A 24626-nucleotide genomic window follows, 5' to 3' on the forward strand; every position below is an offset into this window, starting at 1 on the left:
GCTCGTCAGGCTCATAACCTGAAGGTCGTAGGTTCAAATCCTACCCCCGCAACCAAATATCAAAACCCGCTAAGCTCTCGGCTTGGCGGGTTTTTTCGTGGTGCGGAACTTGATAAACCGGACCAGCATTGGAACTCAATTTGCGCCTAGTGCATCGGATGAGAAAGATGTTGGATCTGCATTTGGCCATCTCTTTACATGATGGCTAGCTTTTCCCAGCTGACTAGTTGCCTGTATCGGATCTCATGTCGTCAAGAAAGGCTTCTATTCGGGCGGCATTCACGCCAAGATCACCCTCTCCCACTCTTGAGCGGGAGCGCATGTCGAGTATTGAGCCGGTTCCGTCAGGGGTGATCCTGATAACGATGTCGTCAGCAAACCCGAACAGCCTGGAGTAGGCCACAGCTTCAACCTCTCCCACTTCAGGTCTTTGGCCAAGTATCTGCCACCCGCGCGATCTGATCAGGCTCAGAGCGATGTTGTAGGTTGTATCTGGAGGCGTGGACAGGTGCAGTGGGACAATATCGGGATAGCTTTGGCGTTGCTGCTGTGCGACGGCAGCGCCTCCATAGTTGGTGGCAACTGGTGCTGCCCAATACATGGGCGGGTTTTGCGTGTCGGTCGTGATGTCATTGATAAGCGGGTATTCAAACTGGCCGTATAGCATCTCTGCGCCAACACCGACCATTGGGACCGTTATGATAAAGGCCAGAATTGCAGAGAGAAGGCCGCGGCGCTTTTTAAGCAGTATCGCGGCCAGTGCAATCAGCGAAAGGACAAATGCAATTGCCGCAAGGGTTGAGAAGATAACTGCCAGTATTACACCGGGAAGCACGCCCCACCAATCCTCCCGATAACCGACACCCGCCAGAAAGAGGCCGCAGATTGCAATTATCGCAAGGACGAGCGAGCATATGGATAGTTTCGATGAGGGAGGCGTTGGTGGTGTTTGAATTACACTTTCCGACATGATCTGGTTTCTCGAGTTTCACGTAATTACTATTAACTCACAAGATGTGCTGAGAACGACAGCTCAATGAGCTTACACTGATAAGTGTATACAGGTCTATGTGAAATATAAGATAAGTATACCAACCTTTGATTATGCGAAATTTATTCTAATTTCATGATTTTAAGTTAGTACATCAGATCATCTTTATTAATCAATATTTCACATCCTACTTCAAGAATACTGCATTACTCCTCGGCAGTATGGCAGTACTAAAATATTGAGATTAGCGACAGTGAGCTTGTTGCCGCAAATATTGTTGTTCGGAGAGACTAATCGATGAAAACTACTCCTCCATCTTCTGCAAGAGAAATAAACCATGTCCGTCGTCGGTTGCTTAAAGGCACGGTTGCGAGCAGCGCACTTCTGGGTTTGAACCTGGCAGGATGGGGGCCAACACTCAGTTTTGCTCAACCTGCGAGGCGGGTGACCTTGCTTGATCCATCAAGTCAGGAGAAATTTGTGAATCCGCTTCCTATGCCCAAGCGACTTTACACCGAGGAAGGTGACAGTCTGGTTCTGCCCATTGTGGAAGTAGAGCAATGGGTAGGCTTGAAGGATGCGAACGGAAACCACCTTACAACAACGTTTTACGGCTTTGAATATGAGGACGGGTCAGGATCACCGGGTCCAACGATTGTCACAAGGCAAAATCAGAATATTTCCGTAGAGTTTGAAAACCAATTGCCAAACGACAAGCCGCCAATCTTCCCAGTTGATACAAGCTTGCATGTTCCGCACATTGATAACTTCGATCAGGAAAAACCAGTGGTTATCCATTTGCATGGCGGCCACACCCTGCCTGAGAACGATGGCGCTCCGCTCGCTTGGTATACCCAGAACTATCAGTCTAAAGGGGAGGACTTCGTAAATGAAGGTTATAATTATCACAACACTCAGGAGGCCTGCTGTTTGTGGTATCATGACCATACCGTTGGAATGACGCGGTTGAATGTATACGGCGGGCTTGCTGGCTTTTACCTGATCAAAGACGAAAACGAAGATCGCCTGATCGCCGAGAACATTATTCCCAATGACAGCAATATGATTGAGCTGGTGATCTCAGACGCATTGTTTGATGTTCAGGGTAATCTCTATAATCCCGGCACTCATGGTCAGCCTATCAACCCGATCATTCAAAAGGAAATTCAGGATGACTGGCCAAACCCGACAGTCCTGGATGAGTTCTTTGGCGACTTCATAATGGTCAACGGGATGACGTGGCCCAAGCATGAGGTTGAGCCAACGCGATATCGGTTGCGCCTACTCAACGGTTCCAGTTCAAGAAGTTATGTCCTCGAGTTTGAGAACGGGATGGAGTTCTATCAGATCGGTTCGGACGGCGGCTTTCTGGACTCGCCTGTGCAGCTCACACAGTTGGTTATCACCCCTGCTGAGCGCATGGATATTATCATTGACTTTACCGAGCATGCTGGTGAGCAAATCATCCTGAAGAACCTCGGACCAGAGTTGCCATTTAGAGGCTATGTGGACCCACAAGGTCCCGAAGGCTCTATGAAGCTTGTCTATAACGACGGCGGAGATCTGGCGATCACAAACGGGATGGATGGCCTTGCCCCAATCGCCCCTCCAGAATCCTCTGGTGTCGTCATGCGGTTCGATGTGGGGTCTGCAGAGGATAGTGTTCAGCCACAGGCAACAAACTTCAACCCGGCAGTGGAACTCCGCACGCCGCTTGTACCGCTTCCACGAAATAATCCAGCGGTGGTGAGGCAACTCCCGCTCTTCAACCTCAGGGACGATATCGATCGAACAATCGTTCTTCTAGGAACGATGGAGCGTGGCTCACTGTTCTTTATGGATGAAATCACCGAGATTATTGAGCCTGACACGGTTGAGATCTGGGAGATCTACAATACAACCGGCTCAGCACACCCAATTCACATCCACCAGGTACAGTTCGAAATCCTGAACCGACAGGAATTCGACGGGGATTTGGTAATGCGCGATCAGCCACTTATGGAAACAGGCCGCACATTCCAAGGCGCAACGCTGGACTTCCATGGCCTTAAAGGCGATCCGATACCACCACAGCCAAATGAGCAAGGCCGCAAAGACACTGCTTTAGCTCTAGCCGGACAAGTGACCCGCTTAATTATGCGCTTTGACACCCCCGGACAATACGTCTGGCACTGCCACATCATCACCCACGAAGACTACGACATGATGCGCAAGCTAGAGGTTAGGCCTGTTTCGTGAGGGGGATGGAAATTGGTTGTGCGAATTATTGACACGATCTCTATGGTGTGTATTCGGGTGGTAATGCACCTCCAATTTATGGCCTAGTTTGCAGTAGAGCTATGTCGCCAATTTCAGTTGTATTGCGAGTGTTCTTCCATCAATGGCCACGCTGGCCTTTTGTTGCTGTAAGTTCGGAGCCAGTTTTTTGCTTCTGCTTGTGCCTGTTTGATACCTTCAAAGCAGACCTGATCGTGCCATTCTTGTCGGACTGTGCTGATATTTTGTTCCACATATGCATTTTGAGCAGGCATTCCAGGCTTAAAACGCCGGGTCTGGATGTTATCCGGGCGGTTGTCCGCACGACTTACCGTAGGCTTGCCCCGCCATTCAATAATCTGCTTTAAAGTCCGCATGACACTGAGTGCGGGCAGGTAGAAGTCAACTTCGATATCCAGCCTTTTCTGATAAAGTCATTAAGGGTATCGAGTGTATGTGACTGTCCGCCATCTTCCAGTACATTCGATAGACCGCTTATGGCTCGAAGCAAAGCCATTGATATTGCGGAAATAAAGAAAACTCAGAGCAACCCCTCAGGTTCAGTTGGTTGTGGTTAAACGCGCCAGCCAGTCCGCATTGGCTGCACTCTCGTTACGCCTGTTGCTCATACCGGTAGCAGTATATACTCGCACAGAGGTGCAGGATGTCAGAACGATGGAATTCACGTTTATCTCAACGGCACATATAGCCACCTCACTGCGACAAGTTGACTTCAGTTTTTTGCAACCGTTTCGTTCAAAAGTTCATTATGTAGCGATAGTCGGCATATATTTTGGGGAACGACGCAGCACTGCTTCCGTAGATTTCAACGGCTAGATCAGCTGTGCATCAAAACCACGGAATCTTGCACTCTGTTTCTAATGGTCGCCGAGCTCATGCATCGCTCCCTTGACTGCTGAGCGACCGGCATACGGGTTTCACCTTGCTTCAAAATAGCAATGATCTGCGTACCATTGAAACTAGATTTCTTCTTTAAATCAGTCCTCAATATTAGGCGTCAATATCTCTATTTTAAAACTCGCTAAATGCTGGGGAGTTATCAATAGGTCAAGCAATCATATCGAAATATTTTTTGAAAATCGTGTTAATTCTATATCTTCTCGTTGGCATTAAATAAGCTCTGGAGCAATCCTTAAGAACCCAATTATTCCTCTCAATGAAATCTTGAAGTAATTCTCGCTCCCTTAAGAAATTGTGGGAACCTGTATTGTTTGCTTTTTCGTAGAAGCTTTTTGACGCCTTAAAATCAAAGCCAAAGATAGTGACTCTTGACGGGTTACATTGAGCTAGCAAGTAGGTGACCATTGCTCCAACAGAGGGTCTTGCTTCCAAGTTGGAATGTAACCTGCTCCATAATACTAAGGGGAAAAAAAGCTCGTTGCTTTGACTTGCTGATAGTATGCGATCTTTGGGGGACATGTATACTTTGTAGTCGCAGTCATAACTTTGATAAATGTCTTTGACGAGTTTGAAGGTGCTGTAACACCATACATTTGTCTTCGCACCAAAGCTGGTTTCCAGAGGAATAATTATGCCGCGGTTCATTCTGATGACAATGTCATGGGAATCAATTTCACTCCCATATTCATAGCTAAAAAGATTTTGAGAGTTGCCGACAACTGCGACGGATTTATTGGCAAGATATCTCTTGAGTTGCATTTCAGGTCATTTCCGCAGTCTAAAGGTCGCTTACAAATTTTGGACTCACCGCCTCAGGGTTACTGGGTGGTTGAACTGGGTTGAGGGCTCTTGCACAGTCAACCTCTCCGTGTAGTTCTGACTTAATTAGATCAATCTCAACTTGTGCATCTTGAGGCATGACACCGACAACTGAGTTTAAGTCACTCACATAACCTCTAATTTGTTGTCGAATACAGCTATTGATTTGATCAGGTACTACACCCGCCGCTTTCATTTCGTCTGCTGCGGTAGTTTTTTTTCTCGGGTATCGATGCAGGTTCTCAATGATTATACCGCAGGTCCATGTCGGAGATTGGTTGTAAAAGGCATGGAAGTTCCGGACGAATACAATATCTATAACTTTTGGACCAACTCCGGCCTTATGAAGTCGACTTGCACTTATAAAGTTCTCTGCGGTACGTTGAGCTACGTCTTTTTGATAAATTTGTTGCCAGTCTTCAAGTGTATATCGGTCATTGTTTAAGGTTACACTTCCATTTATAACACTGTTTCGAGCAGGGGCTCCTTTTGAGATACAGTGACAATATCCGTCGTAGGAATGCAAGAGCTTCATCTGTAAGGATGGTAAGTAAAATGCCCATGAAGCAATATTTGCAGTGACTCTGGTGGCGTTCACTCTTACTTGCTTCTTAAAGAAACGATTAGGCTTCGGTAGTTTAACAGTCTCTAGAGTAATAATGTGTCTTCTCCAAAAACGCTCTCACTCAGGGTAATATGCAAATTTGTCGTGATGCTCGACGTTAATATTTGCTGGTCAAGAACTTCGAAGAGACGTAAATACCTTTGAAAGATTTAGCAAGAACAAACTGCGTCAAACATTTTTTTCGTTTGAACGGATGCATTTTCGAGGTTTTCTTTAAGGTTTCCCTGCTCCTGCTCACTCCAGCTCCATTCTTCTGGAGAAGCAGATACTAGGTGTTTAAGATCTGAGAAGACACGGTTCGTATTCAAGCCCATGTCATGCAGCAGGTATGTGATCTTCTGAGTATTGGAGGCAACTGAGATGAAAGGAGTCCCTGCACAGAGTGCGAGGCAAGCACCATGGAAACGACCAGTGATATATAGCTCTCTAGAGCTGAGAAATTGTGAGAGTCCCACCTCATCGTCAAAGCAGGTGTAATGCTTCAGGCCGCAGACCAAACGGTATCTGAAGTCTTTGATGGGATGTGATGTGATAGGAGATCTTCTGCGTGGACGAATGCTAGCATAATAATTCTCGCCTGCGGCAGACTTGAAAGCATTATATAAACCGCGACTTGTGTTTCTCCTGAGTGCATCGCCCCATGCAATGCCAATACGGTGAGAAATTGCTGATACAGGTCTGGAACTAACGAGACTAAGATCTGGGCAGTATTGTGCTTCAATACCTAGAGAGTTAAGATTTCTTTGGCTGTTTGTGTCTCTAAGAGAAACATAACTTGCTGCTTTAATTACTTCAGACCATTCTACCGGATTGTCCTGCCAGATACTGTTGATTAGTGCAATGCGTGTCTTAGTAGTGAAAGCATCAAAAATCCTCATACACTTCTCTGCGTCGTCGCTTCCGCTGTGAAATGAGCCTTCACCATTTATGAGAATGATATCCGCCTTTCTGGCCTGCTCAACAAAAGAAGTATCTTCCCACCAACTGGAGCCGACTCGAGACGAAGCAGTTAGCTTAAAACCCCGTAGAGACATTTCGCGTCTTATCACGCGCGATACAGCGCGACATCCATGGTGCCATGTGTCGAGTGTGTCATTCAATAGAACGTAATTAGGCATTATGCTGCTGTCCGAGTAACTTTCTTGTTGAGCTCATTATGAACTGCCGCGAGAAACGTCTCTCTCCAGGAAACAGAGGGAAAACGCCGTGATTTGAGATCAATACGAGGAGTATTTATCGCATCAACAAGCAGTATCTGGTCAGTGGAAGATTGCTCTTCTAAGAATTGCGTTATTCTTCTTTCTTTGGGAAGTGATTGTTCAAACACCGCAAGTGTTTTCGCTGAGGCCGTAAGCGCTTCTGAAACCATTGATACGCTTTCCGCGCTTACGATAGCCGCAGCTGCGTTGTTTAGCAAAGAACTCATGCTTGCTCGATCACCTCGGTTGAACAGGACCAACTGCTCTATCTCGAGGTTATTCTTATTAATGTATTCTTGAATAACGCGTTCATTTTTCGTTCCGGTCCTATGCGAAGTCGTAATCTTCAGGGATAGTTGGTTTTCTTCTGCAATTGAGGCTGCAAATAATAGGACTTTCTCATAGAATTGGGTTGAGTAAATAAGTGAGCCTGCATCCCCGCCGAAGGCTACGAGTAGGTCGTTCCTTTCATCATGGGGGAGTAGTTCCTCATGATTAATTTGAGAGGGAGCACAAGGAAGGCGGTATTCACTCGCTTTTGTAATATGGCCGGGATGTGAGATCACCATATCAATCATATGGTTTGGAACGCGTTTGAGTTCACCCAAATGGATTGAAAATGCTCCCAATTTGGATAGGTAAGCAGCCGGGATCTCGCCTGCACCCAATGTGGAGATCACGAATGCACCATTTATTTCCTCTCTAGCTGGAATGTCCCCGACGCAAAACCATGAAGCAATCTGATCCCATGCTCCCCCGTCATTCTTCTGCTGAAGAAGGCGGAGATACAGAGCCTCCAACACTCGGCTTCGAAACTTGATGTTAATTAACCTGACTTTACCGCCAAACTCATTGGCTAGTGCTTTCGCAAGTCCTAGAAGGTTGTTTTGATCTCCCAAGATACTACAGCTAATTACAAAGATATCTTTAGTAGTATTTGCCATGTTTTTATTTTTCATTCTGGGTAAAGAGATAAAATTAGATACCATATTTTTATAATCTGTACACCTTTGTGGGGCAAAAATACTCCTCACAAAATAGATGGATCTAAAATTTAAGTCATCATTACCTTGCGTAAGTTTGTGATTTTTTTGAAAAAATCTTATCTCAATTGGATGACAACAATTGGAGAAAATGTCCGGAGGATAAGCTTTAGGGCGCCTTCACTGAACATATGCTAAATAGCTAGATCAGAGATGGCGTAAAGCCATCGAACGAGACACGTGGGAGGCAACCAAGCGGCGGTGGTCATCTAAAACAATCAATAAAACGACATGGTTACAGGTGAGATCGTATGTGCATGCAAAGATCTTTGGCGACATAACGCTATTGCAAAGTTTCTTTGAGATGGGGACGCAGCAGACCTTTGTGGCGCCATACGTCGGCACACCTCTGGTGCTGAGTAGTACTCAACTGGATGTGTTTCAGGGTTATCAGCATGAAGAAAACTCTTAACGGGTGTGAAGTCGGCGTAACCAACATCTACGGGCAATCTGCTGATTGGAACCGTGACGCTCCGCAACGTTTCACCTTAACCCGCTACGCTTGTATGCGACTTAAATTGCACTCTGCAAGATAAATCCGCTAATGACCTATTGTCATAAAAGTTGCAAAACGAGCTAAATTGACCGCTTTCCAAGTATAATGTTTCCCGACTACGCAGCCTTCACAGCACCAAGCCCCGCGAAATGCCCTGTCGTATCTAAACTATCTTACCACGGGCGCTTTTCAGGTCGTTATAGATGGTTGCGCGGCTGACGCCTAAGACGCGGGCTATGTAAGAGGCAGCGTGTTTCTCTCGCAAGGCGTCTGTACCCAATATGGCCGAGAGCAGGTCTTTGCGGTCAGTGCGGTCGAGTGCTTCAACGGATTTGTTGCGCGCTTGGCACCAGTTCACGATGAACAGGTTCATCTTTTCGTGCCAGTCGTTCTTGAACAGGGCTTCAGAGCCTTGAGTAGTGGCCGGTGTCCCAATCAGTGCCGTGATCGCATTCTGTGCGGCCATGATTTCGGAGAGGTCATAGTTGAAGCAGGCCAGAGCAACCGCTTTCCCGGTATCATCACGTAGCACCGAGCTGATGGAACGGATTAGCCGCCCATCCCAATTGACTCGCTCAAACGGGCCGATAACATTCTCGCCCTTGCGAAAGTCGATCTCCGAAAGAAACGAAGGATCGCCAATCTCGCGCTTAGAAAACGGATTGCAGATATGGGCAACGGTTTCGGTGACAAGGGAGTGAACGACAATTTCAACGTTAGAACCCAGCAGCTTTGAGAGCGCCTCCGCCATAGGGACAGCGACGTTCTCAATAACGCGGTTTTCTGGCTCTGCAGCTGGCTCAGTCATCTCAGTGTCCCCCGGCATTCCATGACACAACTATTTGTATGGAATGCTTCAAAATCTCCATTCTAGAAACCTGTTTTGCCTGCGATTTGCAAGTCAAGTTTCAACGTGTCCCACAACGGCAAGCGCGTCACCTCTTTGCACCAGACCTTGCCCGGCGGTACAGAACAGAACGCCCGAAGTATTGGCTGTCACAGGCAAGGGCGGACGCTCCACCCGGTCAGCAAAATGCAGGTAGCCGATCTGCTGGCCCTTTTCTACATAAGCCCCTAGCTCATGGGAGCATTCATAGATGCCGGTTTCATCTGCGTAGGTGTAATGCTGCAAACCATCCACCAGAAGCGTTTGCCTATCGCTCTGCGAAGCCTCCGGGCCTGTCCAGACCGGATTCTCTGCAATAATGCCCATTGCATGCAAAACACCGCGTAACCCGTGATGAGTGATAGCAACAGTCGTGGCGCTCGCAAGGGCTGAGCCGCCTAGCTCTGTCGCCAAGATACGTTTGTCTTGTTGCTCCACTTCGGTATCAATCATCTCCGCTGCTGAAGGCTCGCGGATGATCACGGTTAGCGGCGCATCAAATGCGTTGGCCAGCTTCATGATCTCTTGCGTGGCCGCATCAGTTTTCTGCACTGGTACAAAGGCACAGGGAATAAAGTTCAGCGAACGTCCGCCCGAATGTAGATCAACCACCACATCACAGCGTGGGATCAGTTCGCGGGTGACAAAGTCCGCGATACGCTCAGTGATCGTCCCGCGCGGGTTGCCCGGAAAAGCCCGGTTCATATTGCCACCATCCAGCGGTGACAACCGCGCCCCAGCTTGCACAGCAGGTGTATTGAGTGCAGGCAGAACAATCACCTGACCCTGAATGTCCTCAGGCTGCAAACCGCCATGGACCAGATGGGAGAGGGCAATCGGTCCTTCATACTCATCCCCATGACTACCACCCAGCAACAAGCAACATGGTCCCTCACCATTCTTGATGGAGAACAACGGCACGCGCTGGTTTGACCACGCGCTGTGGTTCATGGAAGCGGGCACATTAATATAACCGGCATGAAAGCCATCGCGATCCAACGGGACAGAGGTCGAGGGCATGAAAATCTTCCAAAAACAACTAAAGAAACCGAGGGTGGACAGGTGCAAGAAAGACCAGTGCTTGGGTGGCGTAATTGCCGGGTCTTCTGCACCTGCCCTGGGGACCAGTGTTAGGCCGTTTCCAAAATGGAGCCGACCACCTTGTTCAAGCGGTTTAGGCCTTCACGCAAATGCGCTTCTGGCAGAGCTGAACTGAACCGGAAGTGATTTTCAACGTGGAAGCGGCTGCCCGGAATTACCAGAACGTCTTGTTCTGCATGCAAACGGCGACAGAGAGTTTCCGAGTCCACCGGCAAATCAAACCGGATGAAGGACATGGCAGATGCCTTTGGCGGCGAAACGGTGAACACGCCTTGATGCACCTTTAAAGCTTCGGTCAGAGTTTCAAAGCCGGTGCGGATCAAACGACGCGCCCGCTCCACCAAAAGGCCACGTGCAGGCTCGGCAAGAGCAGCTTCCGCAAGACGCATGGAAAGGGTGGTTGCAGCGACGGTCGCGTATTCATGACGGCGCCAGCTCGCTGTGATCGTGTCCTTCGGCGCAACCATCCAGCCAAGCCGCAGACCCGGCAGGCCATAAGCCTTACTCATGGAGTTCAGCACGACCACCTTGTCGTAGTCCCCCCAGAAGCTCTTGGTCACTTCGTCAGTGTCGCGTTCAGTACCGATGTAAACCTCATCCGCAACAATCCAGGCACCAACCTTGGCTGCCGCTGCAATGATCGCATCGCGCTCTTCCTGACTTACCACCTGTCCGGTTGGGTTGTTCGGGTTGATGATGTGAATGACCTTGGTGTTCTCATCCACCGCATCCATCAGCGCTTGCGGGTCAATCTTCCAGTCGTTGTATGGGTCCAGATCAACATAACGCACTTCAATGCCGCGATTGCGTACATCGCCGGTCAACTGCTCATAGATAGGCCGGAACGCCACCATGTTGTCGCCGGGTTCAAGCAGTGTATTGGCCACCAGCGTGTTGGCCTCGGATGCGCCCGCCGTCACCAGAATATTCTCAGCGTCGGCGCCCTCATACATCTTGGCAATGTGCTCGCGCAGCAGGGTCGATCCGTTCACCTGTGGGTAGTCCAGCACGGTGCTCCAGATGGTGTTCGGATCAAGCCCTGTCAACTTGATCAGCTCTTCAACCTTCATCGGGTGCACGCCACTTTCAGAATAGTTGTATTTTACACCGTGTTCCAATTCCGACAGGAACTGCTCAACGTGGAAGGGGTGAAACATGAGGTGTCCTCTCTTTCGAATAAGGCATATCTTTTTCCCAGTGTCGAAAATATGGCTGCAAGCAACAAAACCACGCACTGGTAGATCAATCTGGTGGCGACAAGACACTCAAAAAGCGCAGGGGTCCTTAAGGACAATTTCCGCGCAGTTCTGGTCAAATCCAAAATCTGGCAATTCCGCTGGTCACTACGGTCGCTGGCGTACCACCAGAGTGTCAGAGCAGCGCAATTACGGGGTTAGGGGCGGGCAGAATTGCGTTCGACACTGTTCCAAACTGATTTCGCAATCGCAGCATCCTGCACGGCAACACCTGTCAGGTCCGCAATGGTAATATCCTCATCACTACGCGGTGCAGCCCCGTTCGCGAGTGCTTCACCCAGCGGGGTCAAATCCGCTTCTGCAACCAATCCTGCCTTGATCGCATTGGCCGTTTCGCCATGTTCAACACACTGAGATGGCGAATCCACGAAGACCTGAGAAGCTTTCGCAAACAGCTGCGCATCAATCTCCTGCTTGCCCGGGGAGTCCGCACCAACAGCGACGATATGAGTGCCCGGCCTTACCCAATCGGCTTGAATGAGCGGCTCGCGGGATGGCGTGGTGGTAACAATCACATCCGCCTGCTCGCACAGCGCTTCTGCTGTGGGAGCTTGTGCAACCTCCACCGCTGGCAGCTCGGAGCCCAGTGTCTTGACCAGCGCCGCGACTTTCTCGGCATTGCGTCCCCAGATGACAACGGACTTATACCCCAGCAGCTCACAAATCAGCTTGGCTTGCAGGTGCCCCTGAATGCCATTGCCGATGATGCCAATGGTCTTGGCAGAGCTCCGCGCACCCAAACGGGTTGCAATCACTCCGGCAAGTGCTGTGCGCAGATCTGTCAGAACGCCTTCATCCTGCAAAATCGCAAGCGGCGTGCCGTTAACCGCAGAAATCACTGCCATAAAGCCATTGGAGGAGGGCAGGCCCTTTGCAGGATTATCATAAAAGCCGGTGGCGAGTTTGACCGTGAAGACGCTATCATCTGCAACATGGGCACACTTGATATGGCATTCCCCATTTGCAGCGTCAAAACCAAGATGGGTAACGGGTGCAACCTGTGCCTTGCCAGCAGCAAAAGCCTTGAAGCCGTTTTCTATATCGCCCAGCACGGCCCGCACGTCCACATGCTTAAGGATCTCTGCTTTCCCAATGATTTGCATCGCGATTATCTCACCTTCATGCATCGTCTGGTTTGGACTTAACGTCTAAATTAGACTAAACAGTATATAGAAACATTTCCTATGACAAGCCGGAAAACGCCATGACAATTGAAATTGCCCATATTCGCCAGGCGCAGGAACGAATCTTTCCTTACGTGCAGCCTACGCCGTTGCGACCGTCCCACGCCTTGAGTGAACGGCTGCAGGCCAAGGTATCTCTCAAATTTGAAACCATGACGGCAACCGGGGCATTCAAGCTGCGCGGGGCGACCAACAAATTGTTGAACCTGCCGGAAGATCAGCGCGCACGCGGTGTGATCACAGTCTCCAGCGGTAATCATGGTCGCGCGGTCGCCTATATCTCCAAGGCGCTCGGCATCCGGGCCGTCGTCTGCATGCCAGAGATCGTTCCGCCCGAGAAAGTCGCCGGACTGCGCGACTTCGGCGCCGAAATTGTAATCCATGGCCAAAATCAGGATGAAGCCGATGCCGAAGCCCGCCGGATCGGTCAGCGGGACGGATTACTCTTCGTCTCGCCATTTGATGATGCGGATGTCATCGCAGGGCAGGGCACTATTGGGCTGGAGCTTCTCGAAGTCGCGCCGCAGCTGGATACCGTACTGGTCCAGCTCAGCGGCGGTGGTTTGATGAGCGGTGTCGCAAAAGCCCTCAAAAGCATAAAGCCAGAGATCGAGGTGATCGGAATTTCCTCTCTCCATGGCGCTGCGATGCTGGAGAGCATTCGCGCCGGAAAGATTGTCACCGTCGAGGAAGAGCCGACCATCGCAGATGCCCTGCCGGGGCCAATTCCACCTGATAACCGCTACACCTTCGCCATGTGCCGTGAGCTGGTGGACGACCACATTCAGGTCTCCGAAGATCAGATCGCTGAGGCGATGGCCTACATCCTGCACAACGAAAAGTGCATCGTCGAAGGCGCAGGCGCCGCTGGCGTTGCCGCACTGCTCAATCACCCGGATCGGTTCAAAGGCAAAAACGTTGCCGCCATCCTCACCGGCGACAACATCAAAGTAGAGCGAGCCCTGTCCATCATTGCGAAGGCACAATCACCGCGCACCTGACGGAATGACCACTCTAAGTGTAACCCGGTCTTGTTTGCGGGGGAGTACGCCATCGTCTCCCCCGCACAGCTGTTACTTCCGCGTCATTGCAAGCAACGGCCCGTACGTCCAAACATACACCGCAAACGCCAAGATCCACGCCAGTGCTGAGGCATCGTAAAAGCGCATGGCCAGATCAGGCGCAAATCCCGCTGCAAAACGAAACAGCACGGAAGCCGCCATCGCGCAGTAAAGGAAGGTGGTACTACGACTGGCTGTCAGGTCCTGTCCGGTATGGCCTAGAGTAGAGCGGGTCATCACTGCCAAAGTCATCATGCCCATCACGCCCGCCATTAGCAGGTGTTGTGCTCCCGCCAGATCCAGCAGGCTCGGGGCAAGAATGGCGAGACCGAGCACCAACAGTCCTGTCGGCAAAAACAGATAGCTCGCGTGTAGCACCAGAACCAGCGGCTCCCTGAACGTGTGCAGCCCCTTCCAGCGAGCCAATCGCGCAAAGTGCAGTAAACCAGCCGCCACCAGCATGACGCCAGCGAGCCAGTGTTCGTCAAGCGCAGTCCAGATCAGCAGAGCAATCAGCAAAAACAGCAGGCAAACCTTGTCGAATAACTGCATCGGCCCAACGGGAAGATCCTTACTGCCTTGCTTCACCAGCCAGTTGCGGGTGAAGGAGGGAATGATCCGCCCGCCAATCAGCCCGACCATCAAAACCATCGTGGAGATACCAAGACGCATACCATAGCCCTGCGCGGCATACTCACCGACCCACGCTTCCCAATGGAACAACAGGTTCGCCGTAATCAGCAGCCCGAGCAGTGCAAGCACAATCAGGTTACGCCAGTTCTTGCCTGCCATAATCTCGCGCAGGCACGCCACCGCCAGCATCACCGGCATGGCAATATCAAACGCTGCAACAAGCCCAGCCGGAAGATAGGCCCCAAACAACACCGCGACACGGCCAAGCACCCAAAGGCTGAAGAGGAAAATCAACGGCTTGCCAACAATTGGCATGCGCCCCGTCCAGTTGGGAATAGCCGTTAGCAAAAAGCCCGCAACAATGGCACTCAGATAACCAAACAGAAATTCGTGTGCGTGCCACGAAACCGCATCAAACGCGACAGGAAGGTCAATATGGCCGGAAATGAGAGGAATCCAGAGCAGCATAAGCAGGATTGCCCAAACGGCGCTGGCGAGGAAAAATGGTCTGAACCCATAGCTAAAAAGCGCAGGGCCTTGCCAGGATCTGACTTGTTCCATAGTGGTCGACATAAGGCGCTCTTGTATTTTTCTCGATGCGCTTGTGCACATTCAGTGATCTATGGTTTAGCGGTACCATCAGCTTCACCAATCTCAAAGGCCATGTCCTTGACTATTATTAAGTGCGCTCTGCATTTAAAGGGCTGCAATATTTCGGAGCGCGAATGTCCCGCCGTGCCTCTCAGCTGATTGAGGCAAAGGTACGCACCAAAAGCACCACATGGCGTTCCATGCAGTGTTGAACCTAAGTCTCCCGAGAAACGGGGTGAGCAAGGCGAACAGGCGATGCCTGCGCTACTTGTTTAGATTAGTTTCTTCGGCATTGGCTGACGCCTTGCCCGGATGTTTTTGTAGGAGGCTATGGCCAAGCTCCAAAAGACGCTTTGAGAAGGCACCCCTGTTACGAGAATGACTCCCAGTGCTGACGCCCTTTAGTTTGACCGCGCATCCTCCCGCCCCAACACTCATGGCGTTTGGGCAACCTCCACGGACCTGCTGCAAAATACGTTACCTTCCGCAGTAGCCCCATCCAACCCACGACAAACTGACGGACGGTCCACCAGCAACCCGCTACGTAGGCATAGCATTAGTATGGGCACATCTTTGGAGGAGGGGGATAAGTTTCTTGTGACCCGCCATGCGCATCATATCTACTTTTAAACTCGTTCAATTAACGGGAGGATTACCAGCGCGCAACAGCCCAATTTTTTAGCTTAAGCAAACGGCAACCAGTCCAAATACCCAGTGAATGATGGTGCTCTGTCACAAACCGAAAGTCTACCTCGTCCTTAAGGGTGACAATGATTTCACAACGGGGAGCGGTATGACGCGCATCTTACTTCTAGTTATTGGGGCCTATTATTTCGCAAACGGCCTCTTCATGATGGCAGCACCAGAAAATTGGTATCAGCTGACTCCTGGTGTCAGCATGACAGGCCCATACAACTGGCACTTCATTATCGACATTGCTCTCATCTATATGATCAGCGGCGCTGCTTCGATGTGGGGATCGTGGAATAACAATTTGACCTCCATCTTCGTGGGGCTTAGTTGGCCGGTCTCGCATGCTGTATTTCATATTTACGTTTGGGTTGAGCGCGGTGCGCCAGCCGACTTGATCGCCCTCGCAAACCTTGCTGGGATCCAGCTGCCCGCGTGGATAGGCCTCTTAATTCTTGCAAAATATCAAAACGCTAAACCGTCACAATAAAACTGCAGTCACAAAGAGTTAGGGAGAAAGTTGATGCTGAAGTGGATTATCCATAGCGGCTTGAGAAAGTTTTCCAAGCGCTACGACTACGACAATCAATACATGCATAGGCTTGTAGATACCTCCACATCTGTGGGCGTAGGTATCGCCTGTTTGCCATTGTTATCGCAATTCCGTAGGCCAAAAGAAGCGGTAGATATCTGGGCTGGGGCAATGCTGGCTTCTACTTTGGATGGCGGCTGTAGCCAATGTGCAGACCTGATCGTCAAACAGGCCGTGGAAGCTGGGGTAAGCGAAGCAAAACTAGCTGCTTGCAGGCAAGGCAGCGCAAAACAAGCGGGCGAAGTTGGGCTTGGGTTTCGGTTTGCCGTTGCTGTTATTCAGGATGATGCAGCTCGTGACGAATTGCGCCGTGAAATAGACCTGCGTTTCGGCAATAGTGCTGTGGTTTCTGCTACTCTTGCAGCGGCAACAGGGAGGATGTTCCCCGTGATGAAACGTGGCTTAGGCCGGGCTGCCATTTCACCAGTTTACCTCTATGATCCAGAGGCCTTACCAACTGATAAGAATGCGCGCCCATGAAAATAGAGACTGGCCTCTTTGAGCAAGAGCGGACACAGCTGACTTCTCTGTGCTACCGAATGCTTGGGGAGCGCGCTGGGGCGGAAGACGCGGTACAAGATACGTGGCTGCGTTGGTCACTGGCTGATAAAACTAAAATTCATAATCCGCGTGCATGGTTGCGCCGAACGGCAACTAATATCGCCATAGATACTCTTCGCTCTGCACGGGCACGCCGCGAAACCTATGTGGGGCCTTGGCTGCCCGAACCGCTCGTCGGCAGTGATATTGCTACAGGTGAAGATCATTTCGTTCTGGCTCAGGAATGTGAGTTAGCGCTGCTCTGGGCAATGGAGGTGCTCGGTGAGCATGAAAGAGCAGCCTTCATTTTGCGCGAGGCTTTTGACATCGATTATAACGAGATCTCCGAATGTCTTGGCAGCACACCAGCAGCTTGCCGGCAGATGGTCAGTCGCGCTCATAGAAAACTGCAGAATTCCGGTCCTCGTTTTAATGTCCCTCCTGACATAAAGGAGGACCTGCTTTTTCGTTTCTTTAAAGCAGTAGAGGCCGAAAATGCTGCGGAAATACTGAAGTTGCTCTCTCCAGATACGGTGACTGTTTCAGATGGGGGCGGTAAAGTTAGCGCCGCGCTTCGACCGCTCTTCGGCCCACAGGACGCGCTAAAGCTGCTTACGAGAGCCATACAGAAAGCAAAGCAGAATAACGAGTTGACTGTTGAGCTTATCACCGCAAACGACAGCCCGGCCCTGGTGATCAAGGGGTTAAGCGGAGAGATTGAAAATCTTGTTACCATCTCTCCTGATGACCAAGGGCGCGTAGGATGGATATATATAATGCGAAACCCGGATAAACTGCCGAGGTTGAACTTAAGCAGCGTCAATCTTTGACGCTGCTTACTTTACAATTGCATTCAGAAAATCTGACAGCCCCATCATCGAGGCTGTTGTTGCTATCGTTCTTTCTGTCTGCTTAGAAGTGTTTCTTTTTTGACATTTGAGACCGAATTACCTGCGAACAGTAGCTCAGCGAGACAAAGCGGCTTCTTCAAAAGGGCGCAGCATCGACGGTCTTCATCCATACTTTTCGCCACTCAGGCGCAGGGTAATTATCGGGCCAGAATTCCTTTTGGCGCAAAATCAATCCATCACGTAAGGTGTGGAACGTAATGACTCGATCCTTTCTGATCCCGTCTGTTACTTTGACGTCTGATACGGCGTTTTCGCCATCCGAAATGATAGACTGAACCGCAAATGACCATTGTCCAGCAGCGGGATACGCAGCATTGAATGCGACGAAGTTTGATCTGCCCTGCAGATACTCACGGGTTTGAGGCATGTAATATTCAAAGTCAGGATGCAACCATTTGCTTGCAAACTTGAAATCATTGGAACTCATGGCATCCCAGAAATCAGCAATCGTTTTTTTTGACATTTGGTCACCCCATCATGAATCTTCGAGTAAATGCTAATTTCAAGTGATGTATGAAGTCAATTTGGGCACATTGGTTACTTTCCTACAGATCGTAACCGGCTCAGTTTTTTGGTATGCAGGTGCCGGAATTGAGAGGAAATAATAGCCATCAGCACGGATCATTAACGGTCAGAGAGCTGTCGCAGAGTGGAGGCATTCTTCTACACTCACCCGATAGGCGCTTCTCCTGTCTGGACGACAACAGAGGGCAAACAGACTAATTACCAACACTCTGAACACGCATAATTCGGTTCCCCACATTGTACTTCCCCTGCGGCTTTCTCATCGGCAGGCGGTGGGTCTCTTCCAGTGTCTGCGCGTCATACACAACAACAGCGCCATCCTCTTCCCAAACAGAGACCATCGCGTATGTGCCATCCTTTGTGAACTCAACATGCGCAGCGCGTGATCCCTTCTGAGGGCGCAGGGTCTTCACGATCTCAAGGCTTTGCTTGTCGATCACCTGAATGGCGTCCTGATCAGGACCAAAAAACACATCCACCCAGATATACGGTGAGTTCTCGTGGGTGCGGGTAAAGAAACCCGATCCAAGCATTTTGATCTGCTTGACGGTTTCCCATGTCTTCATATCAACAATGGAAACAAGCGGTTCCCTCAGATGCGGCGTGGCCATCACGGTGCGGTCCCCCACCTGCCACGTCGAGCCGGACCCAAGATGCGGCATACCCGCCAGATCCAGATTAGCGATCGTGTGCCCGATCACCAGATCCACCACCTGACCACCAGTGCCGCTGGGCGACGCCCCCATCACGTATTCATCGGTTGGATCGAGATAAAAATCCTCAACCAGACTTTTCAGGGTGATCGTGCGTAGCGGGAACGGATCTTTATTTGGCGCTGGCCCTTCAATCCGCCAGTCATGGGCAAAGCCGTAGTGTGGCGGGTTGGGGCCATAAAACACCTCCCAGATGGAGGGCGCATCCTTCAGCGCCAGCACAAAACTCTTGCGTTTGGCGGCAAGATAAACAGCCGAAACACGGCTGGGCAACCCATCCTTGCCTTGCACCGCCTCTACCTTCTGCGGGCTCAAATCATCAGCGGAGAGAATAACAAACGTGTTGGGCAGATAGTTTGCAACAGCAATCCATTTGCCATCGTGGCTCAAAACAATATTTCGACTGTTCAAACCAGCCCGGACGCGGCGAACTTCCTGCAGTGAATAAAGATCATACTTCTGGATCCAGCCATCGCGGGACATGATGTAAACGTACCGCCCATCCGGCGAAAACTTTGGCTGGCCGCGCGTGCCAAATGGTGTCTCAAAGCGCGTCAAAACCTCAAAGCTATCGCCGTCCACCACGCTGACAGAGTGGTCAGTGGTCTCCACTACCAGTGTCAGGTTCATTGGATCAGCCGACCAAAGGGGCTCGTCGATCGGTTCGTAGTCTTCGTTGATCAAGAGGCTCGAAGAGATCTGCTCTGGTCCCCAGTGTGGGGCAGGGGCCAGTGGCGTTTTCAAAAAGGCACTCAGCCCCTCAATTTGCTGATCGCTCAACACCTCCCGAAAGGCGGGCATCTCCGTCGCCTCTCGCCCGTTCTTGATCGTGTCCTGCAAGGCAGTGCCGCGCAGGCTGCCAAGCGTCTCAGGAAGCAGCGCCGGACCAATCAATCCCAAACGGTTCTCACCGTGACACTCCACACAATGTGTCTGATAAAGAGCTGCCGGTTCGGCAAGCACCAACGATGCTGTCAGAACAGCCGACCCAAAAGAAATAAGGAGCCTGATCATTGAATTAACTCAGAATTTTGGAGCGTAGTCCCGAAACAGAAAAGCCCGTCTGCCAACAGGAATAGGCCACAGAAAAGCCGCCACCTATGGCGTGACTGTCACCATGCCGATCATCTTTCGGGTCTCCCAATGGGGACCACACAGATACTGCTGAGAACCAGCGCTCAGGAACGTGAACTCAAAATCTTCTTCAGGAAACAGCCGCTCGGACTCTTTCTCGCCCGCTTCATTCAAATGAACCGTATGGCTGGTGCGTTTGTCCACGTTCACCCAGCGCACAGTGGTTCCAACGGGCACAGTCAGTTGTTCAGGACAGAAGCGGTATTTGTACATCTTCACAACAATGACGCCCTCTGCCTCAGCCGATGGATGCCCGAACATGTCCACATAACGCACTTCAGCTTTGCCACACAGCGCAGCGGCTTTGTCATCTTCGGCCTGTGCCGGTGTTACCATCAAAAGGCCCAATAGAACTGCGGAACCTTGAAGAAGTCGTGCGTACATAAGGTGCCCCCTCCTAAAAGAAAAAGGGTGGCCAATTGCTCGGCCACCCTCTGTCTGCTTTAACGTCCTACCACATTGATTTGGGCAGTTTCGTCATCCAGAGCCAGACTGGTGTTCAGTGTCACGTGGTGGAAACGTGCCGCTGAGAAGTCATCGTGGATGGCGAACCCAACTGTGTAGGTCTTGCCTGCTTCAAGTGGAACATCACCCGGCGTGTCACTTGCCAGCGGACGGGAGAAGACCACAGTCCACATACCTGCAGAAAGCTTGGCAGAAGCTGCGATGTCACCATCATTCTGCACGCGGCGCTCAAGCAGGTAGCCGTTGGTTGCAGAGCCGTCTGCATAGACGCGCATCAGATCCATGAAGGTGCCGTCAGCCAGCAGCTGGTCGATCTCTTCAGCAGACTTCATCTTGTCCCAGCCACCCTGAGCCTTACCGCGGCGACCTTTGACCTCGACCTTGGTGCGGGTCTCGCTCAGGTACTTCTGGATGGACTGCTTGGCTTGCAACATGCTTGCGACATCACCGTTTGCAGCGATTGCTTCCGGACCCGGATCAAACGGCATGTAGGTGTTGTCTGCGTGGCATGTTGCCCAGCAACCAACCTGTTCACCCATCTTGATGCCGGTACCTGTGATCATCATGGCAACCTTGATCTGGTTATCAGGGTCCATCTTGCCACCGTCCACGAATGGAGCAGGGGCATGAGGCGTATCTGGCCATTGCAGGCGGAAGTAGACGTTTTCACTATCGTGAGCAGCCTGCATCGTCGCGTTAATCACACCGCGTTTGCCCGGAATTGGGGTAGGCTCGGTGTTTTCAGTACCCTTGACGATCTTGTTGCCGATGTTGTTCAGCTCTTTTGCGTGACAGGTCGTGCACTGGTCACCACCCTTGGTCAGCGGACGAGCTCCACCATGTTGCTTGCCGTTCTGCACGAACTCGAAGGACGCCTGACCAGGGTAGAACAATGTCATGTCTACGGTGTCTACGCCGCTCCAGTCGATGTTGGCCCCAACGGTGTTACCAGCATCAGCAGCGGTTGCTTCGCCAGCAGCTTTGGCGCGTTCTTCCTCAACAGCAGCATCTACAGCCGCCGCGATCTGAGCCTGAACAGCTTCCTGCTGTGCTTTCTTTGCAGTGCTTGCAGCTTCAGCTTCAACCGCTTCCTTGGCTTCAATGCGGGCGAGGCTTTCCAGATACTCTTTCGGAACCTCGCGCACGAAGTTCTGGTTCGGCGCTTCGATCATTTCCAGATATTCGTCAGAGGCGCGATCACGAACGTTGGAGTGTGCAATACCCTTGTGGCAATCAATACAGGTCTGACCTGTCTTCATTGCATTCAGGTGCTGCTGACGTGCGCGTGGCTGCTGGAATTCCGGCATCATGGATTCAAAGTCATGACAGTTACGGCATTCACGAGAGTCAGAGGACTTCATCCGCGCCCATTCGTTCTTGGCAAGGTGCAGGCGTTTGGCCTCGAATTTCTCGGGTGTGTTGATCGTACCAGTGATCTTGCCCCAAACTTCCTTGGAGGCCTTGATCTTGCGGATGATCTTGTGTGTCCAGTCTTTTGGTACGTGACAGTCCGAGCAAACTGCACCGACACCAGACCGGTTTACGTCGTGGATCGTGCCCTGGTATTCCTGATAGACAAAGTCATTCATCTCGTGGCACGAGACGCAAAATTCTTTTGTGTTTGTCGCTTCCATGGCGGTGTTGAAACCACCCCAGAAGATAATGCCGACGACAAAGGCCGCCAAGAGGCCACCTACCGGCATTCCCCATAGGAAATACCTGCGCCAGATCGGCTTTTTCTTTTCCGTATCGTTGGACTGGGTCATTTCCAGGCTCCATTTTGGATTGTCTGTCGACCCATCCTGCCGGGTCGTGAGCGGTCGGCCTTCAAGATGCGGGGAGCAAATCCGCCGTCTCCGGCCACTGGGCAGCCGTTGCAGTCTCATACCGCTGATACAAAGAAGGGCGGGCGTGATGCCCGCCCCTCAAAAGGATCGCTAGATCGCACTAGGTGACGTGGTTCGAACGGATATGAACGTTGAACTTGCCGGTTGGAGCGTAAAGGCCCTTAATCCGGGTTTTCTCTTCCAGGGTTTCAGCGTCGTAAACAACGATTTCACCGTTTGGTGCAAGAGAGTCGCCCATGTTCCAGTTGGAAACCCAAACTTCAGTACCGTCAGCGTTGAACTCGAAGTGAACAGCAGCATTGCCGTCTGTTTCAGTAACCTGGATTGTCTTTACAATCTCACCGGTTTCTTTCGAGATCACCTGTACAGCCTGCTGTACTTCAGGGTCTGGGTGTTTGGTCTGGTCTGCCCATACGTACTTGGAGCTCGGGTGTGTACGAATGAACAGGCCTGGGCCATCAGTTTCAACTTCGTAACACGTCTTCCATGCATCATCCGGACGGCCTGCTGGGTCGTTTGCCCATACAGTCACAGTACCAACGCCGAGGTGGGTTGTACCTGCAACCGGACCACACTTAGGATCAACCCAGTTTGCGCCTGGACCTGGGTGTGGAAGAGCAGCAACGTCGATCATAGCTTCAAGCTTGCGATCTTTGGTGTCCACTACAACCATTTTGTTCGATGCGTTTGCAGCGATCTGGAAGTAACGGCCAGTTGGATCGAAGAAGCCATCATGCAGGAACTTTGCGGAGTCGATTTTGTCGATACGCAGATTGTCGATATCGCTGTAATCAACCTGCCACATCTGGCCAAGTTCTTTAACAGCAATCAGCCATGTTGGCTCATTAGGCGTGGTGTAAACTGCAGCAACGCGGCTTTCTTCCACATAGTCGCCGTCGGTGTTGTAACCGCGGGTGGACACCACTTTCAGAGGCTCCATGGTCACAGCGTCAACGATTGCGAAGTGTGGAGGCCAGTAAGCACCACCGACTACGTATTTGCCGTCGCCAGAGATCGCTACGTCGCGTGCGTCATAACCGATAGTAACTTCGGATACCAACATCTTGTCTGGTGTCTGCCAGAGGTCGATCTTGGTCATCTTGCCGTCACGACCCATGGTGTACCAGAAGCGACCTGGGTCTTCTGGTTCTTCCAGTTTGTGGTGCTCGGATGCTTTGATCACGTGCACTGCATAACCGGTAGGAATGTGAACCAGAACTTCCTTGGTATCGCCGTCGATGACTGCAACTTTACCTGCATCACGCTCGATAACGACGAAGAAGTTTTCCCAGTTGCGGCCATGAAGTGGCTCGGTTGGGTAGTCTTTTTCTTCGACGTAAATCTTACGTGTCTGCTTCATCTGAGCGAGCGACATCTCAGGTGGCTTTGGCGGATCCAACATGATGTAGGTCGCCATGTCCTTGATTTCATCCTCGGTCAGAATTTCCGAGAAGTTGTTCATACCGCCCTCTGTGCCCCAGGCGATGATCTTCTCAAGGCGTTCCTGACCCAGCTGAAGAGTGCCACCTTCAGTCACGGTGCCATCTGCAGCCGTTTTCTTCCAATGAGGCTCCAGGTTTTTACCTGTTGCACCCTTACGGAGAACGCCGTGACAACCTGCGCACTGCTCAAAATAGAGCTGCTTAGAGCGCTCAAAAGCCTCTTCGCTCAGTGTCGGACCTTCTGCAAAGGCGGGCGCAGCTGCACTTCCGAGCAGCATCGCAAAGCCGGCCGCTAACGCGTAACCTGACCCACGTCTCTTATTTTGTAACATTCTCAAACTCCAATGCTGGTGAGACGAGGTAACAGTGAAGTGATCGGCCCCAAGGCTCCTTGACCAATGTTAAGCAGCAAGATCCGGAGTGCTGTTCTGAAACATCACGCCCCTAAAAATCAGCGAAAACTCACGAGTTCTGAAAACTTGCGACAGAGTGTCTCAACCCGAACTTTCATGTAGTGGACAACATTGATCAGGCCCGATTGATCGGCTCCGGCAGGACGTGACAGGCGAGTGGCGCTGGAAATAACATATTGAAAATATTGATATTAGCGTTGTTATCCACCCAGCGCCTTGGTGTTTGAAAAGCCCGCGTTCAACACCGCGTACTGATTCTTTTGCACGCAATCAGGTTAAACGCGCATCCTGC

21 protein-coding genes and 1 pseudogene are annotated in these 24626 nt (G+C 51.0%); 5 read left to right on the top strand and 17 right to left on the bottom strand.

Annotated features, from left to right (window positions below; all coding sequences use genetic code 11):
• Positions 1-223: 223 nt before the first annotated feature.
• Positions 224-970 carry a DUF1499 domain-containing protein gene (locus IE076_RS18370; protein ID WP_189438260.1) on the bottom strand — a complete coding sequence of 249 codons (747 nt, stop codon included), beginning with the start codon at positions 968-970 and terminating at the stop codon, positions 224-226.
• Between the two features lie 318 nt (positions 971-1288).
• Here IE076_RS18370 and IE076_RS18375 point away from each other — a divergent pair, with 318 nt between their 5' ends.
• The gene (locus IE076_RS18375) at positions 1289-3229 is read left to right on the top strand and encodes a multicopper oxidase family protein (RefSeq protein ID WP_189438261.1); all 1941 of its coding nucleotides are present in this window, start codon (positions 1289-1291) and stop codon (positions 3227-3229) included.
• 113 nt (positions 3230-3342) lie between these two features.
• On the opposite strand, the gene IE076_RS18380 is transcribed toward IE076_RS18375, so the two are convergent.
• From IE076_RS18380 to IE076_RS18420, 9 genes are all read right to left on the bottom strand, one after another.
• Positions 3343-3624, bottom strand: a complete 282-nt coding sequence (locus tag IE076_RS18380; RefSeq protein WP_189438262.1) for an integrase core domain-containing protein — start codon at positions 3622-3624, stop codon at positions 3343-3345.
• 691 nt (positions 3625-4315) lie between these two features.
• Positions 4316-4927, bottom strand: a complete 612-nt coding sequence (locus IE076_RS18385) for a glycosyltransferase family 29 protein (protein WP_189438263.1) — start codon at positions 4925-4927, stop codon at positions 4316-4318.
• Positions 4928-4946: 19 nt separating this feature from the next.
• Positions 4947-5585, bottom strand: coding sequence for a hypothetical protein (locus IE076_RS18390; RefSeq protein WP_189438264.1), 639 nt, complete (start codon positions 5583-5585; stop codon positions 4947-4949).
• A gap of 176 nt (positions 5586-5761) precedes the next feature.
• Entirely contained in the window at positions 5762-6730 is a 969-nt protein-coding gene (locus tag IE076_RS18395; RefSeq protein WP_189438265.1) for a polysaccharide pyruvyl transferase family protein, read from the bottom strand.
• Complete coding sequence (locus IE076_RS18400; RefSeq protein ID WP_209009248.1) at positions 6730-7800, bottom strand: ELM1/GtrOC1 family putative glycosyltransferase; 1071 nt, start codon at positions 7798-7800, stop codon at positions 6730-6732. The genes IE076_RS18395 and IE076_RS18400 overlap by 1 nt, the downstream gene beginning before the upstream one ends.
• A gap of 713 nt (positions 7801-8513) precedes the next feature.
• Positions 8514-9158, bottom strand: coding sequence for a helix-turn-helix transcriptional regulator (locus tag IE076_RS18405; protein ID WP_189438266.1), 645 nt, complete (start codon positions 9156-9158; stop codon positions 8514-8516).
• 93 nt (positions 9159-9251) lie between these two features.
• On the bottom strand, positions 9252-10256 hold the full coding sequence (locus IE076_RS18410) for a succinylglutamate desuccinylase/aspartoacylase family protein (protein WP_189438267.1): 1005 nt from the start codon (positions 10254-10256) through the stop codon (positions 9252-9254).
• Positions 10257-10366: 110 nt separating this feature from the next.
• The gene (locus IE076_RS18415) at positions 10367-11494 is read right to left on the bottom strand and encodes an aminotransferase class I/II-fold pyridoxal phosphate-dependent enzyme (protein ID WP_189438268.1); all 1128 of its coding nucleotides are present in this window, start codon (positions 11492-11494) and stop codon (positions 10367-10369) included.
• A gap of 236 nt (positions 11495-11730) precedes the next feature.
• Entirely contained in the window at positions 11731-12696 is a 966-nt protein-coding gene (locus IE076_RS18420) for a Rossmann-fold NAD(P)-binding domain-containing protein (protein WP_189438269.1), read from the bottom strand.
• A gap of 101 nt (positions 12697-12797) precedes the next feature.
• Here IE076_RS18420 and IE076_RS18425 point away from each other — a divergent pair, with 101 nt between their 5' ends.
• A complete protein-coding gene (locus IE076_RS18425) occupies positions 12798-13778 on the top strand; it encodes a threonine ammonia-lyase (protein ID WP_189438270.1) in 981 nt (326 codons plus the stop codon).
• 72 nt (positions 13779-13850) lie between these two features.
• Here IE076_RS18425 and IE076_RS18430 read toward each other — a convergent pair whose 3' ends face one another.
• A complete protein-coding gene (locus IE076_RS18430) occupies positions 13851-15044 on the bottom strand; it encodes an NnrS family protein (protein WP_189438271.1) in 1194 nt (397 codons plus the stop codon).
• Between the two features lie 811 nt (positions 15045-15855).
• On the opposite strand from IE076_RS18430, the gene IE076_RS18435 reads away from it, so the two are divergent.
• Genes IE076_RS18435 through sigJ form a run of 3 tightly spaced genes read left to right on the top strand, consistent with a single transcriptional unit; the run spans position 15856 to position 17714 of the window.
• A complete protein-coding gene (locus IE076_RS18435) occupies positions 15856-16242 on the top strand; it encodes a hypothetical protein (RefSeq protein ID WP_189438272.1) in 387 nt (128 codons plus the stop codon).
• A gap of 33 nt (positions 16243-16275) precedes the next feature.
• Positions 16276-16824: a hypothetical protein gene (locus IE076_RS18440; RefSeq protein ID WP_189438273.1), complete on the top strand. Its 549-nt coding sequence runs from the start codon at positions 16276-16278 to the stop codon at positions 16822-16824.
• Entirely contained in the window at positions 16821-17714 is an 894-nt protein-coding gene (gene sigJ, locus IE076_RS18445; protein ID WP_189438274.1) for an RNA polymerase sigma factor SigJ, read from the top strand. Before IE076_RS18440 ends, sigJ begins: the two co-directional genes overlap by 4 nt.
• A 157-nt stretch (positions 17715-17871) precedes the next feature.
• Here sigJ and IE076_RS18450 read toward each other — a convergent pair whose 3' ends face one another.
• From IE076_RS18450 to IE076_RS18470, 6 genes and pseudogenes are all read right to left on the bottom strand, one after another.
• Complete coding sequence (locus tag IE076_RS18450) at positions 17872-18258, bottom strand: nuclear transport factor 2 family protein (RefSeq protein ID WP_189438275.1); 387 nt, start codon at positions 18256-18258, stop codon at positions 17872-17874.
• 256 nt (positions 18259-18514) lie between these two features.
• Positions 18515-20047 carry a nitrite reductase gene (locus IE076_RS18455; protein WP_189438276.1) on the bottom strand — a complete coding sequence of 511 codons (1533 nt, stop codon included), beginning with the start codon at positions 20045-20047 and terminating at the stop codon, positions 18515-18517.
• 84 nt (positions 20048-20131) lie between these two features.
• Complete coding sequence (locus IE076_RS18460) at positions 20132-20551, bottom strand: cupredoxin domain-containing protein (protein ID WP_189438277.1); 420 nt, start codon at positions 20549-20551, stop codon at positions 20132-20134.
• Positions 20552-20610: 59 nt separating this feature from the next.
• Positions 20611-21804 (bottom strand): ethylbenzene dehydrogenase-related protein, encoded by a 1194-nt coding sequence (locus IE076_RS22890; RefSeq protein WP_280514306.1) that lies wholly within the window; start codon positions 21802-21804, stop codon positions 20611-20613.
• Positions 21805-21843: 39 nt separating this feature from the next.
• Positions 21844-22335: pseudogene (locus tag IE076_RS22895) on the bottom strand (NapC/NirT family cytochrome c); the annotation flags it as partial.
• A gap of 244 nt (positions 22336-22579) precedes the next feature.
• Positions 22580-24253, bottom strand: a complete 1674-nt coding sequence (locus IE076_RS18470) for a cytochrome D1 domain-containing protein (protein ID WP_209009251.1) — start codon at positions 24251-24253, stop codon at positions 22580-22582.
• Positions 24254-24626 lie beyond the last annotated feature (373 nt).

It is taken from the genome of Pseudovibrio japonicus (assembly GCF_014651595.1).
Classification (GTDB): domain Bacteria; phylum Pseudomonadota; class Alphaproteobacteria; order Rhizobiales; family Stappiaceae; genus Pseudovibrio; species Pseudovibrio japonicus.

Excerpts from the sequence above, each read along its gene's own strand:
- IE076_RS18425 (WP_189438270.1), top strand. The coding sequence starts at position 12,798 with ATGACAATTGAAATTGCCCATATTCGCCAGGCGCAGGAACGAATCTTT.
- IE076_RS18410 (WP_189438267.1), bottom strand. The coding sequence starts at position 10,256 with ATGCCCTCGACCTCTGTCCCGTTGGATCGCGATGGCTTTCATGCCGGT.
- IE076_RS18400 (WP_209009248.1), bottom strand. The coding sequence starts at position 7,800 with ATGGTATCTAATTTTATCTCTTTACCCAGAATGAAAAATAAAAACATG.
- IE076_RS18430 (WP_189438271.1), bottom strand. The coding sequence starts at position 15,044 with ATGTCGACCACTATGGAACAAGTCAGATCCTGGCAAGGCCCTGCGCTT.
- IE076_RS18450 (WP_189438275.1), bottom strand. The coding sequence starts at position 18,258 with ATGTCAAAAAAAACGATTGCTGATTTCTGGGATGCCATGAGTTCCAAT.
- IE076_RS18440 (WP_189438273.1), top strand. The coding sequence starts at position 16,276 with ATGCTGAAGTGGATTATCCATAGCGGCTTGAGAAAGTTTTCCAAGCGC.
- sigJ (WP_189438274.1), top strand. The coding sequence starts at position 16,821 with ATGAAAATAGAGACTGGCCTCTTTGAGCAAGAGCGGACACAGCTGACT.
- IE076_RS18415 (WP_189438268.1), bottom strand. The coding sequence starts at position 11,494 with ATGTTTCACCCCTTCCACGTTGAGCAGTTCCTGTCGGAATTGGAACAC.
- IE076_RS18435 (WP_189438272.1), top strand. The coding sequence starts at position 15,856 with ATGACGCGCATCTTACTTCTAGTTATTGGGGCCTATTATTTCGCAAAC.
- IE076_RS22890 (WP_280514306.1), bottom strand. The coding sequence starts at position 21,804 with ATGATCGAAGCGCCGAACCAGAACTTCGTGCGCGAGGTTCCGAAAGAG.
- IE076_RS18375 (WP_189438261.1), top strand. The coding sequence starts at position 1,289 with ATGAAAACTACTCCTCCATCTTCTGCAAGAGAAATAAACCATGTCCGT.
- IE076_RS18395 (WP_189438265.1), bottom strand. The coding sequence starts at position 6,730 with ATGCCTAATTACGTTCTATTGAATGACACACTCGACACATGGCACCAT.
- IE076_RS18380 (WP_189438262.1), bottom strand. The coding sequence starts at position 3,624 with ATGCGGACTTTAAAGCAGATTATTGAATGGCGGGGCAAGCCTACGGTA.
- IE076_RS18470 (WP_209009251.1), bottom strand. The coding sequence starts at position 24,253 with ATGTTACAAAATAAGAGACGTGGGTCAGGTTACGCGTTAGCGGCCGGC.
- IE076_RS18385 (WP_189438263.1), bottom strand. The coding sequence starts at position 4,927 with ATGCAACTCAAGAGATATCTTGCCAATAAATCCGTCGCAGTTGTCGGC.
- IE076_RS18370 (WP_189438260.1), bottom strand. The coding sequence starts at position 970 with ATGTCGGAAAGTGTAATTCAAACACCACCAACGCCTCCCTCATCGAAA.
- IE076_RS18455 (WP_189438276.1), bottom strand. The coding sequence starts at position 20,047 with ATGATCAGGCTCCTTATTTCTTTTGGGTCGGCTGTTCTGACAGCATCG.
- IE076_RS18405 (WP_189438266.1), bottom strand. The coding sequence starts at position 9,158 with ATGACTGAGCCAGCTGCAGAGCCAGAAAACCGCGTTATTGAGAACGTC.
- IE076_RS18420 (WP_189438269.1), bottom strand. The coding sequence starts at position 12,696 with ATGCAAATCATTGGGAAAGCAGAGATCCTTAAGCATGTGGACGTGCGG.
- IE076_RS18460 (WP_189438277.1), bottom strand. The coding sequence starts at position 20,551 with ATGTACGCACGACTTCTTCAAGGTTCCGCAGTTCTATTGGGCCTTTTG.